This window comes from Desulfuromonas acetexigens (assembly GCF_900111775.1).
GTDB classification, from domain to species: domain Bacteria; phylum Desulfobacterota; class Desulfuromonadia; order Desulfuromonadales; family Trichloromonadaceae; genus Trichloromonas; species Trichloromonas acetexigens.
The window spans coordinates 182,254-199,084 of the sequence record NZ_FOJJ01000012.1; the positions used below are offsets into that span (position 1 = coordinate 182,254).

General features: G+C 62.8%; 11 protein-coding genes, 1 tRNA gene and 1 other RNA gene. 6 read left to right on the top strand and 7 right to left on the bottom strand.

Annotation, left to right across the window (positions count from 1 at the left end):
* Nucleotides 1–47: 47 nt before the first annotated feature.
* The 6 genes from fusA to BQ4888_RS07455 all read left to right on the top strand — a co-directional run bounded on the left by fusA (nt 48) and on the right by BQ4888_RS07455 (nt 11,767).
* Nucleotides 48–2,114 carry an elongation factor G gene (fusA, locus tag BQ4888_RS07430; protein ID WP_092055848.1) on the top strand — a complete coding sequence of 689 codons (2,067 nt, stop codon included), beginning with the start codon at nt 48–50 and terminating at the stop codon, nt 2,112–2,114.
* A 178-nt stretch (nt 2,115–2,292) separates the two neighbouring features.
* Nucleotides 2,293–4,941, top strand: coding sequence for an aminopeptidase N (gene pepN, locus BQ4888_RS07435; protein WP_092055850.1), 2,649 nt, complete (start codon nt 2,293–2,295; stop codon nt 4,939–4,941).
* Nucleotides 4,942–4,958: 17 nt separating this feature from the next.
* Nucleotides 4,959–5,843 (top strand): SDR family oxidoreductase, encoded by an 885-nt coding sequence (locus BQ4888_RS07440; protein ID WP_092056388.1) that lies wholly within the window; start codon nt 4,959–4,961, stop codon nt 5,841–5,843.
* 2 nt (nt 5,844–5,845) lie between these two features.
* Nucleotides 5,846–6,070 (top strand): DUF2835 domain-containing protein, encoded by a 225-nt coding sequence (locus BQ4888_RS07445; RefSeq protein ID WP_092055852.1) that lies wholly within the window; start codon nt 5,846–5,848, stop codon nt 6,068–6,070.
* Nucleotides 6,071–6,269: 199 nt separating this feature from the next.
* The gene (locus BQ4888_RS07450; protein ID WP_143332085.1) at nt 6,270–10,862 is read left to right on the top strand and encodes a cytochrome c3 family protein; all 4,593 of its coding nucleotides are present in this window, start codon (nt 6,270–6,272) and stop codon (nt 10,860–10,862) included.
* A 44-nt stretch (nt 10,863–10,906) separates the two neighbouring features.
* Nucleotides 10,907–11,767 (top strand): hypothetical protein, encoded by an 861-nt coding sequence (locus BQ4888_RS07455; protein WP_092055857.1) that lies wholly within the window; start codon nt 10,907–10,909, stop codon nt 11,765–11,767.
* A 100-nt stretch (nt 11,768–11,867) separates the two neighbouring features.
* On the opposite strand, the gene BQ4888_RS07460 is transcribed toward BQ4888_RS07455, so the two are convergent.
* The 7 genes from BQ4888_RS07460 to BQ4888_RS07490 form a co-directional block, all read right to left on the bottom strand.
* Nucleotides 11,868–12,455, bottom strand: a complete 588-nt coding sequence (locus BQ4888_RS07460; protein ID WP_170232786.1) for a Slp family lipoprotein — start codon at nt 12,453–12,455, stop codon at nt 11,868–11,870.
* A gap of 127 nt (nt 12,456–12,582) precedes the next feature.
* Nucleotides 12,583–13,614, bottom strand: coding sequence for an LOG family protein (locus tag BQ4888_RS07465; RefSeq protein ID WP_092055860.1), 1,032 nt, complete (start codon nt 13,612–13,614; stop codon nt 12,583–12,585).
* A 67-nt stretch (nt 13,615–13,681) separates the two neighbouring features.
* Nucleotides 13,682–14,212: a hypothetical protein gene (locus tag BQ4888_RS07470; RefSeq protein WP_092055864.1), complete on the bottom strand. Its 531-nt coding sequence runs from the start codon at nt 14,210–14,212 to the stop codon at nt 13,682–13,684.
* A gap of 97 nt (nt 14,213–14,309) precedes the next feature.
* An RNA gene (gene rnpB, locus BQ4888_RS07475) (RNase P RNA component class A) lies at nt 14,310–14,704 on the bottom strand.
* Between the two features lie 45 nt (nt 14,705–14,749).
* Entirely contained in the window at nt 14,750–15,460 is a 711-nt protein-coding gene (locus BQ4888_RS07480) for a zinc ribbon domain-containing protein (RefSeq protein ID WP_092055866.1), read from the bottom strand.
* A gap of 57 nt (nt 15,461–15,517) precedes the next feature.
* Complete coding sequence (locus BQ4888_RS07485; protein ID WP_092055868.1) at nt 15,518–16,648, bottom strand: Nif3-like dinuclear metal center hexameric protein; 1,131 nt, start codon at nt 16,646–16,648, stop codon at nt 15,518–15,520.
* A gap of 105 nt (nt 16,649–16,753) precedes the next feature.
* A tRNA-Ile gene (locus BQ4888_RS07490) sits at nt 16,754–16,829 on the bottom strand.
* Nucleotides 16,830–16,831 lie beyond the last annotated feature (2 nt).

The following is a 16,831-nucleotide window of genomic DNA, read 5'->3' on the forward strand; positions in this document are numbered from 1 at the left end:
AATGGGTATAATTGCCCAAATTCATTATAGTTACTTGGGGTGTGGTCATGGATCTGGAGCAGCGCACGGTACGCAATATCGGCATCATCTCCCATATCGACGCCGGCAAGACGACGGTTTCCGAGCGGATTCTCTTCTACTGCGGCGAAATTCACCGCATGGGTGAGGTCCATGACGGCTCGGCGACCATGGACTGGATGGATCAGGAGCAGGAGCGCGGTATCACCATCACCGCCACCAGCACCAGCTGTCGCTGGCGGGAGCTGTGGATCAACCTCATCGACACTCCCGGGCATATCGATTTCACTATCGAGGTGGAGCGCTCCCTGCGGGTGCTCGACGGCGCGGTGGCGATCTTCAGCGCCGTCGAGGGGGTGCAACCGCAGAGCGAATCGGTCTGGCGTCAGGCCGACCGCTATCGGGTGCCGCGCATCTGTCTGATCAACAAGCTCGACCGCATCGGCGCCGACTACCGGGCGGTCTGTGAGCAGCTGCGGGAACAGCTCGGCGCCCGTCCTGTCCTGCTGCAGATTCCCCTGGGCTGCGAAGGGGCTTTCGCCGGGGTGATCGATCTGCTTGACGAGCAGCTGTTGCGTTTCGACGAAGACGATCAGGGGAGTACGGTTCGCGCTGAAGCGATCCCCGACGAACTGCGTGAAGAAGCGCGGACGGCCCGGGAGGCCCTGGTCGAGGCGGCCGCCGACTTCGACGACGGGATTCTCGACGACTTTCTTGAAGGTCGCGAGATCGACCCGTTCCGGCTGCGTGCCGCTTTGCGGAGGGGCACCCTGGAGTGCCGGATTTATCCCGTACTGCTCGGCTCGGCCTTGCGCAATAAGGGGATTCAGCCGCTGCTCGACGCCGTTGGCACCTACCTGCCTTCGCCCCTCGATCTGCCACCGGTTTCGGCCCGGCATCCGCGCCACCCCGAACGGGAAGAGCTCTTGCCCAGTACCGCTACCGGCCCGCTCTGCGCCCTGGCCTTCAAGGTCGTGGCCGACGAAGGGCGCAAGCTGACTTACCTGCGCATCTATTCCGGGCGGATCAAGGCCGGGGACGCGGTCTGGAACAGTACCCAGGTCTGTCACGAAAAGGTCGCCCGTCTCTTTCGCATGCACGCCCATCGCCGTGAACGTCTCGACGAGGCCGGTGCTGGGGACATCGTTGCCGCCGCCGGGCTGAAGAGCGTGCTCACCGGCGACACCCTCTGCGCCGTCGATCATCCCCTGCTGCTGGCCGGACTGTCCTTCCCCGAGCCGGTCGTTTCCCTGGCGGTGGAGCCCAAGGGGGTGGATGACCGGGACAAATTGCCGCCGGCCCTGGAGAAGCTGCAATGGGAGGATCCGACCTTCCGGGTGCGGGAGGATCAGGAGACCGGGCAGACCATCCTCGTCGGCATGGGCGAGCTGCACCTGGAAGTGCTGACCACCCGTCTGGCGCGGGATTTCGGGGTCGAGGTCAAGACCGGCCGGCCGCAGGTGGTTTACCGCGAAACCCTGGGCCGGCAGGTGGAATGGCGCGAGCACTTTCATCGCGAAGTGGAAGGGAAGGTGCAGGATGGCGAGGTTTTGCTGCGGCTGACCCCCCTGTCCCGGGGGGAAGGGCTGAAGATTCTGCTCCCCGCCGAAGGGGGATGTGCGCTGCCGGCGGAGTTGCGCGAGGCGGCCCGGCAAGGGCTGGAGTCCGCCTGCGCGGCGGGTCTGGTGGTCGGCTATCCTCTCACCGATCTGCGGGTCGAGCTGGTCGAGGCCCCTTTTGTGCCGGGGTTGACCACCGAGCCGGGTCTGCGCGCCGCCGTTCAGCGAGGCCTGGCCATGGCCGCCCGGGAAGGACGGCCGCTGCTGCTGGAGCCGGTCATGGTCATTGAGCTGCTGGCCCCGGGCGATTACGCCGGCAAGGTCCTCGGCTCTCTGCAGCAGAAGCGCGGCCGCATTGAAGGTGTCCAGAGCCGGGGCGATCTGGAGGTTATTCGGGCGAAAGTGCCGCTGGTGGAGATGTTCGGCTACATGACCGAGTTACGCGGCGCCACCAAGGGGCGCGGGACCTTCACCATGGAGTTCTCCCATCATGACGACGCCCCCCCCGAAGTGCTCAAGCGCTTCGGCTTGCTCTGACGGGCTCGCTCCCATTCCGCCCTGAAACTGCGCCGTAGTGGCGAAAGTTTCCGTGGTCAGCCCGGCAAAAAATTGTTATATTCACTCTCCGCTCATGAGCCTTTAATATGAAATGGCTGAATGGGGGCTTTTCTCGCCGCCGGCGACGCCCCCGGTTGCCCAGGAGAGAAGATTTCCCATGTCCGATTCGCAACCCCGGGAAGTTCGGCTCAAGGACTATGTGCCGCCGACTTACCTGGTTGATACCGTCGATCTGCACTTCGATCTCGATGACGCCCGCACCCTCGTTACCGCCGCGCTGAAGCTGCGGCGCAATCCCGACGCCGCCACCACCGACCCGGTTCTGACCCTCTTTGGCCGCGACCTGGAATTGCTCTCCTTGCGCCTTGACGGGCGGGAGCTGGGGGAGGGGGACTACCGTATCCTTGGCGAGAACCTGAGTATCGCCGGAGTCCCCGACACCTTCTCCCTGCAGATCGAAACGGTCATCCATCCCCGGGAGAACACCTCCCTCGAAGGCCTCTACACCTCCAGCGGCAACTTCTGCACCCAGTGCGAGCCCGAAGGCTTCCGCAAGATCACCTGGTTTCCCGACCGCCCCGACGTCCTCGCCCGCTATACCGTCACCCTCGTCGCCGAGTACGCCCGTTATCCGGTCCTTCTGGCCAACGGCAATCTGGTTGAGGCGGGGAAGTTGCCGGATGGCCGCCATTTCGCCCGCTGGGACGATCCCTTCCCCAAGCCGAGTTATCTCTTCGCCCTAGTGGCGGGGGATCTGGTCGAAATCGCCGACCGCTTCACCACCGCCTCCGGGCGCGAGGTCGCTCTGCGCCTCTATGTCGAGGCCCGCAACCGCGCCAAATGCGAGCACGCCATGGCCTCCTTGAAAAAGGCCATGGCCTGGGACGAGCAGGTTTACGGCCTGGAATACGATCTGGATATCTATATGATCGTGGCGGTCGACGATTTCAACATGGGGGCGATGGAGAACAAGGGGCTCAACGTCTTCAACTCCAAATACGTGCTGGCCCGTCCGGAGACCGCTACCGACGCCGATTATCAGGGGATCGAAGGGGTCATCGGCCACGAATATTTCCACAACTGGACCGGCAACCGGGTCACCTGTCGGGACTGGTTCCAACTCAGCCTCAAGGAGGGGTTGACCGTCTTCCGCGACCAGCAGTTTTCGGCGGATATGGGCTCGGCGGCGGTCAAGCGCATCGAGGATGTGCGCATTCTGCGCAACAGCCAGTTCCCCGAGGATGCCGGGCCGATGGCCCATCCGGTGCGCCCCGCCTCCTACGTGGAGATCAACAACTTCTATACCGCCACGGTCTACAACAAGGGGGCCGAGGTCATTCGTATGTACCACACCCTGCTCGGCCCCGAACGCTTTCGCCAGGGTTTGCGCCTCTATCTGGAGCGCCATGACGGGCAGGCGGCGACCACTGACGATTTTCTGCGGGCGATGGCCGAGGCGGGCGGCATCGATCTCACGCAGTTCCAGCGCTGGTATGAGCAGGCCGGCACCCCCGAACTGCAGGTCGAAAGCGCTTACGATGCCGCGACCCGGACCTTTGATCTGACGGTCCGGCAGAGCTGTCCGGCGACGCCAGGGCAGCCGCTGAAGGAGCCCTTTCACATTCCCCTGGCCGCTGGTCTGCTCGGTCCCGACGGCCGCGATCTGCCCCTGCGCCTGGAGGGAGAAACGGCCCCGGCCGTGGCGGGGACGCGGGTGCTGGAGCTGCGGCACGCAACCGAAACCTTCCGCTTTGTCGATCTGAAGGAGCGGCCGGTTCCTTCGCTGTTGCGGGGCTTTTCCGCCCCGGTGCGGCTGCGTGGCGACTGGCTCCAGGCCGATCTGGCCCTGCGCATGGCCCATGACAGCGACCCTTTCAACCGCTGGGAGGCCGGGCAGCAGCTCGCCTGCGATCTGCTGCTGCGGCAGGTGACGGCGATTGGCGACGGTCGGGAGGAGGCTTTCGATTCCTCCTTTGTCGCGGCTTTTCGTGCGGCCCTCAATGATGCCGAAAGCGATCCGGCGCTGCTCGCCCTCGCCCTGACCCTGCCCACCGAGACCTATCTCGGCGAACAGCTGGAAGTGATTGACCCCGCCGCCATCCATCAGGCGCGGGAGAGCTTACGCCGACACCTGGGCGAAGAACTGCGCGACGATTTCTTCCAGGGCTATCGCCGCTGCCGGGATGCCGGCCCCTACCGGCCGGAACCGGCGGCCATCGGTCGCCGAAGTCTGAAAAATCTCTGTCTCGCCTACCTGATGAGCCGGGAGGACGCAGACTCCCTTTCCCTGTGCCTGGAGCAGTTCGAGGCCGCCGACAACATGACCGACGTCCTCGCCGCTCTTGGCTGTTTGGCCAACAGCACCGACCCGCGCCGAGAGAAGGCCTTGCCCCGCTTTCGCGAGCAGTGGGCGGACGACCCGCTGGTGCTGGACAAATGGTTCCTGCTCCAGGCGACCTCCCGCCGCCCGGAGGCCCTGGACGAGGTGCGCCGCCTGATGGCGGATTCGGCCTTCAATATCCGCAATCCCAACAAGGTGCGCGCCCTCATCGGCGCTTTCTGTCAGGGGAATCCGGCCCGTTTTCACGCCGCCGACGGGGAGGGCTACCGCTTCTGCGCCGATCAGGTGCTGGCCATCGACCCCTTTAATCCCCAGGTGGCGGCCCGCCTGCTCGGTGCCCTCAGCCGCTGGCGGCGTTATGACGGGGCGCGACAGGGGCTGATGCGTAAGGAACTGGAACGGATTCTGGCGGCCGAGGGCCTGTCGCCGGACTGTTACGAAATCGCCGCGAAGAGTCTCGCGTGAGTCAGGGGGAAAAGACGATGGCGGAAGAGAGGGAGATATTGATTGTCGGCTGCGGCGACATTGGCCGCCGGGTCGGGCGCTTGCTTACGGCTGCCGGGCGCAAGGTTGTTGGCGTGGTCGCCAGTGAGGAGAGCGCCGCGAAGTTGAAGAAGGTGGGGATCCGGCCGCTGGTCGCCAATCTCAACGATCCGGACGAGCTGCTCGAGCTGCCCACCGCCAACACACTGATCTTCTATTTCGCGCCGCCGCCCGGCGGCGGCATCACCGATCCCAAGGTGCGCAACTTCTGCGCCGTTGCCAGCGGCGAGCGCGCGCCGCAACGGCTGGTTTACATCAGCACCAGCGGCGTCTACGGCGACTGCGGCGGCGCGATGGTTACCGAGGAGACCCCAGCCAACCCCCAAACCGCCCGAGCCAAGCGCCGCTACGACGCCGAACAGACCCTGCTGCGTTGGGGGGCGGAACAGGGCGTCACCGTTGTCATTTTACGCGTCACCGGGATCTACGGCCCCGGCCGGATTCCCATTTCCCGGCTGATCGACGGCCATCCCCTGCTGCGCCTGGAAGAGTCGGCGCCGACCAATCGCATTCACGCCGACGATCTGGCTCAGGTCTGTGTCGCCGCCGCCGAGAAGGGGGAAGCGGGGGAGATCTTCAACGTCAGCGACGGGCATCCCAGTACCATGACAGAATATTTCCTGGCGGTCGCCGAACTGGCGGGATTGCCCCGTCCGCCTCTGGTTTCCATGGAGGAAGCGCGCCGGGTGATGACGCCGCTGATGATCTCTTACCTTGGCGAATCGCGGCGCATGGACAATACCCGGATGCTCGAGCGCCTTGAGGTTAAGCTGCGCTATCCGACCCTGGCCGAGGGATTGCCGGCGAGTCTCGCCGAGGGCTGATCATGCCCCAGGCCCGCTTCTCCCTGCATGTGGGACCCGAGGAGCTGCTGCGGTATTATCGCGGCCGGGCCTCGACGGTGGCGGTCACCGCCGATGACGGCAGCCGCTTGCGCTTCCCGGCGGCCAGCCTGCGGCCTTTCGTCACTCGCGAGGGGGTGCACGGACGGTTTCTCATCCGCTTCGACGAGAATTTACGTTTGGTGGAGTTGCGCCGCATCGGCGGCTAGGCGGGTTCGCGCCAAGAATCTGTCCTTGCGGCGTGTATACTGTATACTGTATTTAATAGTGTTAATTTTTTCTATTGTGTGGCATTCTGATGCGCGCGACGCTGCACGTAGGCGCGCCGACAAGAAGGACAAAGACACCGGCGGGCGACGGGGGTGGTCGCCGCTGGATGTTGTGAGCTACGAAACTGGGGAGGAGTCTATGCCGATGTTCAAATCCGTTTTAACCTGCCTGTTTGCCGTGTTGCTGCTGACCGGTTCCGGGATCTGGGCGCAAGCCGCGAACCCTCGGGAAATCCCCCGGGATTGCGTCGATTGCCACGATGACGAAGGCAAGGCTCTGGCCGCGCGGGGAGCCGCGCACCAGGAGGTTGGCTGCCGCGGCTGCCATGTCGGCCATCCCCTGGAGGGGCGCAAACCTTATACGGATTGCGTCGAGTGTCATGATCCCGCGGCTTCGGAGCACTACACCCTGCCCGACTGCGCTTCCTGCCACGATCCCCACAAGCCGTTGGACGTCGATTTCTCCCACCTGAAGTCGGCCAAGGAGGTCTGCGCCGGCTGCCACGCCGACCCGATTCCGCCCAAGACCGGCCCCAATCCCCATGCCGAAATGGGTTGTAACGAGTGCCACGTTATCCATTCCCAGATGCCTCAGTGTCTCGGCTGCCATGAGCCGCACAGCAAGGAAATGGGACAGAAGGACTGCCTCGGCTGCCACCCGGCCCACGATCCCAAGTCGACCAAGATGGATCTGTCCCAGCCGGCGGAAGCCTGCGCCAGTTGCCACGGCGCCATTGTCGGCGCCATCAAGAAAAACGGCGGCGCCCATCGCGACATGGGCAACTGTTCCGCATGTCATAAATATCATCCGCCCGAAACCGGTAAACCGCCGGTCTGCGCCGATTGCCACGCGCCCAAGGAAAACGCCCATTTCGCGGTGAAAAATTGCGCCGGTTGCCACGATCCCCACGCGCCGCTGGCCAAGCCCCTGGCCGAGATGAAGAATACCCGCGAAGCCTGCGTCAGCTGCCACCCCGGCCCGGGCGAGCAGATGAAGAAAACCCCCAGCGCCCACTCCCAGCAGGAATGTGTCGCCTGTCATCCCCGCCACGGCGAGGCGATGGCCTGTCTCGATTGCCACAAGCCGCACAAGGCAACGATGGGCAACCAGGAGTGTGCCGGTTGTCACGCCCCCCATGCGCCGCAGGCGGCGGCGATCAGCACCAACGTCCCGGCCAGTTCCTGCGCCGTCTGTCATGAAGAGGTGGTCACCACCTTCGAAACCTCCGGCGCCATGCACAAGGAAAGCCTCGGCGGCTGTAACGATTGTCATCCCCGGCACGGCGAAGCCAAATCGTGCATGGAATGTCACGAGCCGCACAGCCAAGCGATGACGACCAAGGACTGTCTCGCCTGCCATGCGCCCCATGCGCCTGCCGGACTGGCTTACGGCGAATCGGTGGCGCCGGAACTCTGCGGTGCCTGTCATGAAGGGCCGACGACGGAACTGGTCAAACAAGGGGCGGCGCACAAAGAAGTCGGTTGCGCCGGCTGCCATGCTCAGCACGGCGATATCCCCGCCTGCGCCGATTGTCACGCACCGACGGAGCGGGCCCATTTCGCTCTGAAGGATTGCGCTTCCTGCCACGCCCCCCATGCGCCGCTGGCCAAACCTCTGGCGGAGATGAAGGATGCCGAGACGGCCTGCGCCACCTGTCATGGCGGGGTGATCGAAGAGTTCAAGCGCCACGGCGGTAAGCATCAGTCAGAGGTCGCCTGTCAGGAATGTCACCTGCGTCATCCGGCCCAGGGAGAAAAGGCCCAGGTCGACTGCGCCTCCTGCCACGCTCCGGACGATAAACCCCATTACGCCCTCAAGGATTGCGCTTCCTGCCATCACGGCCATCGCCCGCTGAAGCTCGATTTCGTCAAAGCCGGTGCCGTCAAGGAGGCCTGCCTGAGCTGTCACGAAGGGATCGTGACCGTTACCGAGGGGATCTCCAATCGCCACGATAACCTCGATTGCACCAAATGCCACCTGACCCACGGCGAGGATACCCCGCAATGCCTCGGTTGCCATCCCCCCCATGACGACAAGATGGGGGAAAAGGACTGCCAGGCCTGTCATGACCCCCACAACCCCATGGCCATCCGTTACCCGGCGGAGGTTGCCCCCGACCTGTGCGGCTCCTGCCATGCACCGGTGGTGGAGGAGTTGAAGGCCAAGGGGGGTGCGCACCTTGATCAAGCCGGTTGCTCCGCCTGCCATCCCCGGCATAAGCCGGTCAAGGATAGCGAGCCGCTGGCCTGTGCCGAATGTCACGCCCCCGAGGCGAATCCCCACTTTGCTCTGAAGGACTGCCAGTCCTGTCACGGACCCCACTCTCCCCTGGCCAAACCGCTGGCGGAGATGGCCAACGTCGGCGCTGCCTGTGTGACCTGCCATGCCCAGCCGAAGGCCGACATGGATAAGACGGGGGATGCCCACAGCCAGCAGCCCTGCATCGACTGTCATGCCGAGCACGGCTTCCTCCCCGACTGTCGCGAGTGTCATGAGCCTCATGCTGAATCGATGACCCGGGACGATTGCCAGAAGTGCCATCCCGCTCATGCCCCTTCGGCCCTGGCCTTCGATACCCAGATCGGTGCCAGCCTCTGCGGCGCCTGCCACGAGGGACCGACGGCACTGCTCGGCAAGGCTGGCGGCAAACACCAGGCCGTCGGTTGCGGCGGCTGCCATCAGGAGCATGGGGCGATTCCGTCCTGCGCCGATTGTCATGCTCCGTCCGAATCGGCGCACTTTGCCGTCGCCGACTGTACCAAGTGCCATCATGCCCATGCACCGGAAATCAAGGATTTGAGCCGCATCCGCGACGTGCGCCCGGCTTGCGTCTCCTGCCATGAAGGCCCCGGCAAGGAGACCAGCGAGTTCCCCAGCGTCCATTCGGAAATGGGCTGCAACGAATGTCATCCCAAGCATGCTGAGGCCAAGTCCTGTTTCGAGTGTCATGGGCCTCATAGCCCAGAAATGACCTATGAGGATTGCCTGCGTTGTCACGCGCCGCACAAGCCGACCCTCACCGACTTCTCCGGCAATCCCTCCACGGCACTGTGCTCCGCCTGTCATGCCTCCCAGGTGGCTGATCTCGATCGGCAAGGAGGAGCGCACAAGACGGCGGTGAGCTGTGCCGACTGTCACGGCCGCCATCCCGGCGTCGGTTGCACCAATTGTCATGCCAGCCACCCCGAAGCGGGCGTCGCCGCGCTCATCTCCTGCGCCACCTGTCATGACCCGGCGGACAATGCCCACTTCAATCTCGGTGGCTGTGCCCAGTGCCATCCGCCGCACAGCCCGCTGGCCATCGATCTGAAGGCGGTGGAGCCGGTCAAGCCCGCCTGCATCTCCTGCCATCCCGCCATTGGCGCGGAATTGCAGGCCCTGCCCAGTGCCCATACCAAGATGGACTGCAACGAGTGCCATCAGGTGCACGGCGAGTACATCTCCTGCCTCGGCTGTCATGAGCCGCACGCGCCGGGGATGAGCTACGAGGACTGCCTGCGCTGTCATGCGCCCCATCAGCCGACGGCACTGAACTATCCCAAGGAGGTACCGGGAGCGCTCTGTGGTTCCTGCCACGGCGACGAAGCGGCCAAGATCGCCGAGAAGGGTGGAGCGCACAAGACCAGAGCGACCTGCGCTTCCTGCCATCCCAGCCATAAACCCCACGGCCAGGAGACGATCCTGAGCTGTCGCACCTGTCATCCCCGGTTGCAGAACCTCCATTACACCAGCGAGCCCTGTACGCCTTGCCACGATCCCCATGCGCCGATGGATCTCAACCTCGACAGCCGCAAGGAGGTCAAGCCGGTCTGCGTCTCCTGCCATTCTGAGGTGGGACGCTTCATGGAGTTCAACCCGTCGGCCCACTCGGGGATGGATTGCCGGGAGTGCCATGAAAATCATGGGGACTTCAAGGAGTGCCTGAGCTGTCATGCCGGTCATACCCCGGAGATGACCTACGCCGACTGTCTGCGCTGCCATTCTCCGCACAAACCGACGGACATCGCCTTTGCCCGGGAAGTCAATCCGGCCCACTGTTCCTCCTGCCACGGTGAAGTCGCGAAGACCATCGACGAGAAGGGGATGGCGCACAAAACGGCGGTGACCTGCGTCGATTGTCATAAAGCCCATCCGCCGCAAACCGAAGGGGTGATGCCCGAGTGTACGGCCTGCCATAATCCGAAGGACAACAGTCATTACCAGGTCGGTGGTTGCGTTACCTGCCATGATCCCCACGCGCCCCTGGAGCTTGATTTCAGTCAGGCGCAGGAGACCCGTGCTGCCTGTATCGGCTGTCACGGCGATGTCAATCAGGCAATGCTGGCGCGGCCGAGCAAGCACCTGGAGGTCGATTGCGCCCTCTGTCATCCCACCCATGGTGGCAAGCAAGCCTGCGTCGAATGTCACGCCCCGCACAGCCCGGAAATGACCAACGCCGACTGTCTGGTCTGTCATCCGGCCCATACGCCGACGCAGATGAATTTCACCGACGGGCTGCCCTCGATCCATTGCGCCGCCTGCCACGGCGAAGTGAACACGATGCTGGCCGCTTCCCCGGCCAAGCACCGGGAGCTCGATTGTGTCACCTGTCATCAGGGGGCGCATGGGTCGGCCATGAGTTGCGAAGATTGTCACGGCCAACCCCATGAAGCCGGGCTCCACAGTAAGTTCCCGGATTGTCTGAAGTGTCACACCAATCCGCATAACTTGGCCAACTGGAAGGCGCAATGAGCCCCTTGCCGGCAACCCCTATGATAAAGAAGGAGACTGCCTTTATGAAAATACCGGCCCGTTATCTGTCCTTCGCCCTTCTGCTCCTGGCGCTGGCCCTGCCCGGGCGGCCCGCCGAGGCGCAACCGGCTCGCCCGCTGACTCCGGGGGACGGAGCGGAGGCGTATCTGCAGGACCTGGAAGAGATGAACACTGCCGAATGCGGTAAGTGTCATGTGGAAATCTTCAAGACGATTCGCGACAAAGGTGGGCTGCATCAGCTTGAATGCCGGGAATGCCACCACAAGTTTCATACCTTCACCCCGGGCGTGGCCTGGGAGGACCGGGTGCCGGGCTGTAACGATTGTCACGCCGGGGTCCATGAGGATGCCTATCCCGAGTGCCTTTCCTGCCACCAGCAGGCGCACGCCCCCATCGCCAGCCTGGTCGCAGGCGATAAATTGGCGGCGGAATGCGCCCGCTGCCATGCGCCGGTGGCGGGGCTGATGGAGGCCCATCCCAGTGGCCATGGGGAAATGACCTGCAATGACTGTCATAGTCAACAGCACGGTTACAAACCCGGTTGCAATGCCTGTCACCCCGAACCGCATACCCCCTATCAGGACAATGCCGGCTGTGTGACCTGTCACGAACCGCACAAGCCGCTGGTCATCGCTTACGATGATCAGGTTCCCAACCTGCTTTGCGACGGCTGTCACAGCGAACCGGGTCAACTCATGGCGGCGAGCGGAAAAGCCCATGGCGAACTGACCTGCGTCTTTTGCCACGCGCAAGAGCACGGCAATATCCCCACCTGTCAGCAGTGTCACGAAAACGGACCGCACAACCCGGAACTGCTGAAAGAGTTCCAGGGCTGCACCGAATGCCACGGAGATCCGCACGCGCTCTCCCTGTCCAATCCGTGAACCACCGAGAATTCCGCTAGCTGAAAAAGAGAACGCCCCTCCAGGCTTGATAACTTGGAGGGGCGTTTCCGTTTTAAGGATCAGGTAGAGTCAGGACCGGCTAGCGATAGCGCCAGGCGGGACGGTGAATCCAGTAGGGGTTGTAGGATGGCCAGAAGGGGTCGTAGGGGCGCCAGAAGGGGTCATAATAGGGACCACCCCAGGGGTAGGCCGGAGAGTAGTAGGTCGGATAGGCGTAAGGTTGCGGTGCACGCCAGAGATAGATCTCGCCAATGGTGAAGACCGGATAGCGGTAGTCGATTTCCTTCAGGGGGCGGACGTCGACGCCTTCCAGGGTTCCGGTCAAGGTCACATGCAGACCCCCCTTGAAAATTTCCGGGTCGAGAAAGCTGCCGGTGCGGGCGATAAAGCGGCCACCCTGGTCATCCATTTCGAGGGGGCGGCCCCAGCGGTCGAGACGGAAAAGGAGGACTTCCAGTTCGGTTCCTTCGCGCACCACCCGGGTTTCCACCAACAGGCCCCCGAGCAGCATGGTTTTCCCCTGGTAGGCGGTGGGGTCAGCTTTGACCCGGGCATAATCGATCAACGGATCGACCGACTCCAGCGCATCGGTGGACAAGACATGATGGCTGCAACCGGTAAACAACGGTCCCAGGCAGAGAAGAACCAGCAGTAATAATCCGCGCATGGCAAGCTCCTTGTTCAGTTTCCTTTCCCGGCGTGGTGGCATTTTTCCGCTTACGCTGGGCAACAGGGATTGCATCTTCCTTTTTAGTCTAGCGTTGGCCTCTCGGGCGTCAATCCTTGCCGCACTTTCAGACGAAGGTATTGATGCGACGGATAAAGGCCTTGAGCAGGCCGTAGCTGCGGTGGTTGAAGTGCATGGCCAGGCGGGGGAGGCCGAGCAGGTTGGGCTGATCGATCTCTTCCGGAAGGGGGCCGCACATGCGCAGGCTTGTGCCCGGCTTGAGAATTTCGTTGAATTCGCTCTCCAGGGTCGTGACCTGGTCATGGCTCAAGGGATGGTTCAGGCGGATGATGAGCAGATCGCGAACAAAGCGGCTGGAATGATAGACCCGATAGAAATCGTCGATGTGCTGGACCGCCTCGACCGGATCGCGGGTGATGGAAAAAAGGCTGAAATCCTCCCCGGAAATCAGGCCCTTCTTGAGCATGGTCTTTTTCATGAAGTCGAAGAGGTTTTCCCAGTAATCGCCCTTGTCGTCGTCGATGAGCACCAGGGAAACGGGCGGGTTTTTGCCGGTCTGCATCAGGGTCAGGGTTTCCATCGCTTCATCGAGGGTGCCGAAACCGCCGGGGAAGAGGGCAACGGCGTCGGCCTCTTTAAGAAAAGCGACTTTGCGGTTGAAAAAATATTTATAGGTGACTACGTTCTTGGCGTTGGCCATGACCGGGTTGGTTTCTTGCTCGAAGGGCAAGCGGATGTTGACGGCAAAGGAATTCTCCGCCCCGGCCCCCTCGTTCCCCGCCTGCATGATGCCGCCGCCGCCGCCGGTGATAACCATGTAGCCCCGCTCCGTGAGCATGCGGGCAAAGGTCACGCACTTCTGGTAGATCGGCTCGCTCGGCTCGGTGCGGGCCGAGCCGAAAATGGTGACCTTCTTGCGGTCCCGGTAGGGGCCGAAAATCTTGTTGGTATAGCGCATCTCCTTCATGGTGGTGCGCATCAGCTTGAGGTCGGCCAGGTAATCCGTTTCCTCTCCGGCCTTGAGGGCGCTGACGATCATTTCCCGGATCATTTCCGGGTGGTGAACGCCGACCTTGTTCATGAGGTTGTCGATCATTTGATCGATTTCGTTATTGGTCCGGGTGAAACTCAAGTCCATGGGAGCCATCTCCTTGAAATTACATGGTTGAATCGGGGAAAATGATTTTCATTGTAGCACAGGCCTGTCAGGGCCGCGCAAGAAAAGGACGATCGCCGAGACGTTCCGCGCGGATCAGCAAACCGCGCAGGCTTGATCCCGCATAGCGCCGGTCGAAGACCTCGTAGGCCAGTCGCAGTTGGGCTTCCAGTCGGTAGAAGTCGGCGCGGTCGGCCTCATCCAGGGCCTCTTCCACCGCTTCGCAGTTGAAGGTGATGCAGTTGAAGGGGCGGCGGGGGACATCGAGACGGCAACCGCTCGGGGCGAGAAAGGGGCAGGTGGCGGTGAAATCCGGCGGCGGCGGTTCCTCGTCCGTCGCCAGATAGCCGAGGAGGTTGACCAGGGTCAGATGATAGCGCCCTTTTTCGCAGCAGGCGCCGCCGCAGGCGGCGCAGTGCCGGGCTCCGTTCGCCCTTTGAAAAAAGGTGTGCAATTGCCGTTGGCGCGCCTGGATGTCTTGCAGGTTGCGCTCTATCCACTCCCGTTCGGAGACGGCCAGGGCGGTGAATTCGCGGCGGATGCGGCTCAGGCAGTTTTGCCAGAGGCTCGGGTCGGTCATGGATTAATCTTCCGGATCAAGGGTGATCGCGCCAGGGCGGGACGAAAACCGGCGGCACATCCCAGGGGATATGCCGCCGACGGTGTAAACAAAAGATGGTCGGAGAGGCCCGTAAGCCGGGTTCTGTTCCCCGCCCCGGTTACCCTGGGCGGGGCGACGATCATTCCTCTAGGAGCGCCGTTGCCGACGCCCTCAAGCAGCCAACCCGGGAGCTTCGGACGGGCCGTCCTCAAGCGCTCCCCTATTAGGCCTTGCTCCGGATGGGGTTTACCTAGCATCCGCCGTCACCGCCGGATCTGGTGAGCTCTTACCTCACCCTTTCACCCTTACCCGTCACGGCCTGGGCCATGACGGGCGGTCTGCTCTCTGTGGCACTATCCCTGGGGTCGCCCCCGGTCCCCGTTAGGGACCATCCCGCCCTGCGGAGCCCGGACTTTCCTCCCCCCGCCGCAGCCATAGGCCGCGGCGGGCGGCGATCGCCTGGTCCTCTCCGACCATCTATGTCATCCGTGTCAGGGTGATTTTGCAGAGTGGCCCTTACATCAGCGCCGTCACATAGAGGAGGCGGTTACAATGGGGACAACTCTGGATTTCCTGAATGGTGAACAGGGTGTTGAAAAGCTGCGGCGGCAGATGCATGTTGCAGCCCGAACAGGTGCCGTTGCGCGCCTCGACCACGGCCAGCCCGCCGCGACGTTCAAAAAGAAGCTGGTAGCGTTTGCGTAAGGGGACCGGCAGTTGATCGAAAAGGCTGTCCCGATCATGCACTTGGGTGCCGACCTGTGATTCGCATTCGCCGAGTTGCCGGGCGATTTCTTCAAGGCGGTCGGAAACCTTGGCTGTCAGTTCGGCCAGTTCCTGTTCCTTCTCCTCACGGTCGCGGGTGACGGCAGCAATCTCGCCATCCTTGGCTTGAATACGATCTTGGAGATCCTTGTTGAGCTTCTTGGCGGTGTCGATTTCCTTGAGAACCGCCACATACTCCTTCTGGGTCTTGATGGCCGGCAGATGGCCTTCGGAGCGGTGAATGTTCTGTTCCTCCTGCTCCAAGGCCAACTGCAAGGTTCTGCGTTCATCTCGAAGTTTATCGAGCTCGGACATCAGGCTTTCGACCATCGCCCGGATACGGTCCGTTTCCGAGCCCAAGGAGGCCTGCTCCTTCTCCAGGGCTTCACGACCCTGGCGAACGTTTTTCAGGTCCTGGTCGATGGCTTGCAACTCTTTGAGCAGTTTGATCTTGTCTTGCACCGTGCATCCTCCCCTATGCCCGCTGGGGGCTTTTGCGCTGTCTATGAAAAAAGGGAATCAGATCGTCTGAAACGGATCTGCTTCCCCTTCGGCTGTATCGATAACGAAATTCAAGCGCCGTTCCTGCGCCACCTGCTGCAGGCGAGCGGCCAACTCCTCGACCATCAATCGCTCGGTGGCGAAGTGTCCGGCGTCGATAAGGGCCAGGCCGAGACTTTCGGCGTTACGGGCCTCGTGGTATTTGACGTCGCCGGTCACCAGGACATCCGCCCCCTGTCGTGCCGCTTCGTGAATGAGTGAAGCGCCGCTGCCGCCGCAGACCGCCACTTTGGAAATGGCGGCGGCCGGGTCGCCGACCAGGCGTGGAGCCTGGCAACGGAGGTCCTGTTTGACTCGGGCGGCAAAGTTGGCGAGGGTGACGGGCGCGGCCAGTCGACCGATGCGCCCCAGGCCGATCCCCGGTCGGCTGTTGGCCAACGGGATGAGGTCAAAGGCGACTTCCTCGTAAGGATGGGCTTTGCGCATCTTCTCCAGCACTTTGGTGGTCAGTTCCCGAGGTAGAACAGTCTCCAGGCGGACCTCCCGGACCTCTTCGCTTTCCCCCGGTCGGCCGATGAAGGGGGTGCTCTCGGCCCCCGGTCGGAAGGTGCCGGTGCCGGTCGCGCGGAAAGCACAGCGGTCGTAACCGCCGATATGCCCGGCGCCGGAGAGGTGCAGGGCATGGGCAACCCGATCCTCGTAGCCGGCGGGAACGAAAACGACCAACTTGAGCAGATTCCCTGGGGCGCCGGTTTCCAGGGGTTGGGTCGCGAGAACGCCGAGGCGTGCCGCCAGCCAGTCGTTCAATCCGTCCCGGGCGCGGTCAAGGTTGGTGTGGGCACAGAGGACCGCGATTCCTTCGCGTACCGCCCGAAAGAGAATCCGCCCGGTTTCGTCCTGTGGGGTCAGACGCTTGAGCGGGCGGAAGATCAGCGGATGGTGACAGAGCAGGGCTTGGGCGCCGCGACGCCGGGCTTCGTCGAGACTGGCTTCGGTAGGGTCGAGAGCGACGAGAATACGCTCCACCGGCATCCCCGGATCCCCGACCTGCAACCCGACGTTGTCCCAGTCCTCGGCCAGAGAGGGAGGGTAGAGTTTATGCAGGAGACCGGTCAGGTCCTGAAGTCGAAAGGTGGTTTGCTGAGTCATAATGTGTCGGAAAAAAAAGAGTGCAACCTTGGTCTCGTTGCACTCTTCGTGTTTAGTATTGAGAATATGTAAATATGAGTAGTCGACTCATCGTTTCCCTTGCAGTGGTGGGCCCACCAGGATTCGAACCTGGGACCAACCGGTTATGAGCCGGTGGCTCTACCAACTGAGCTATAGGCCCAA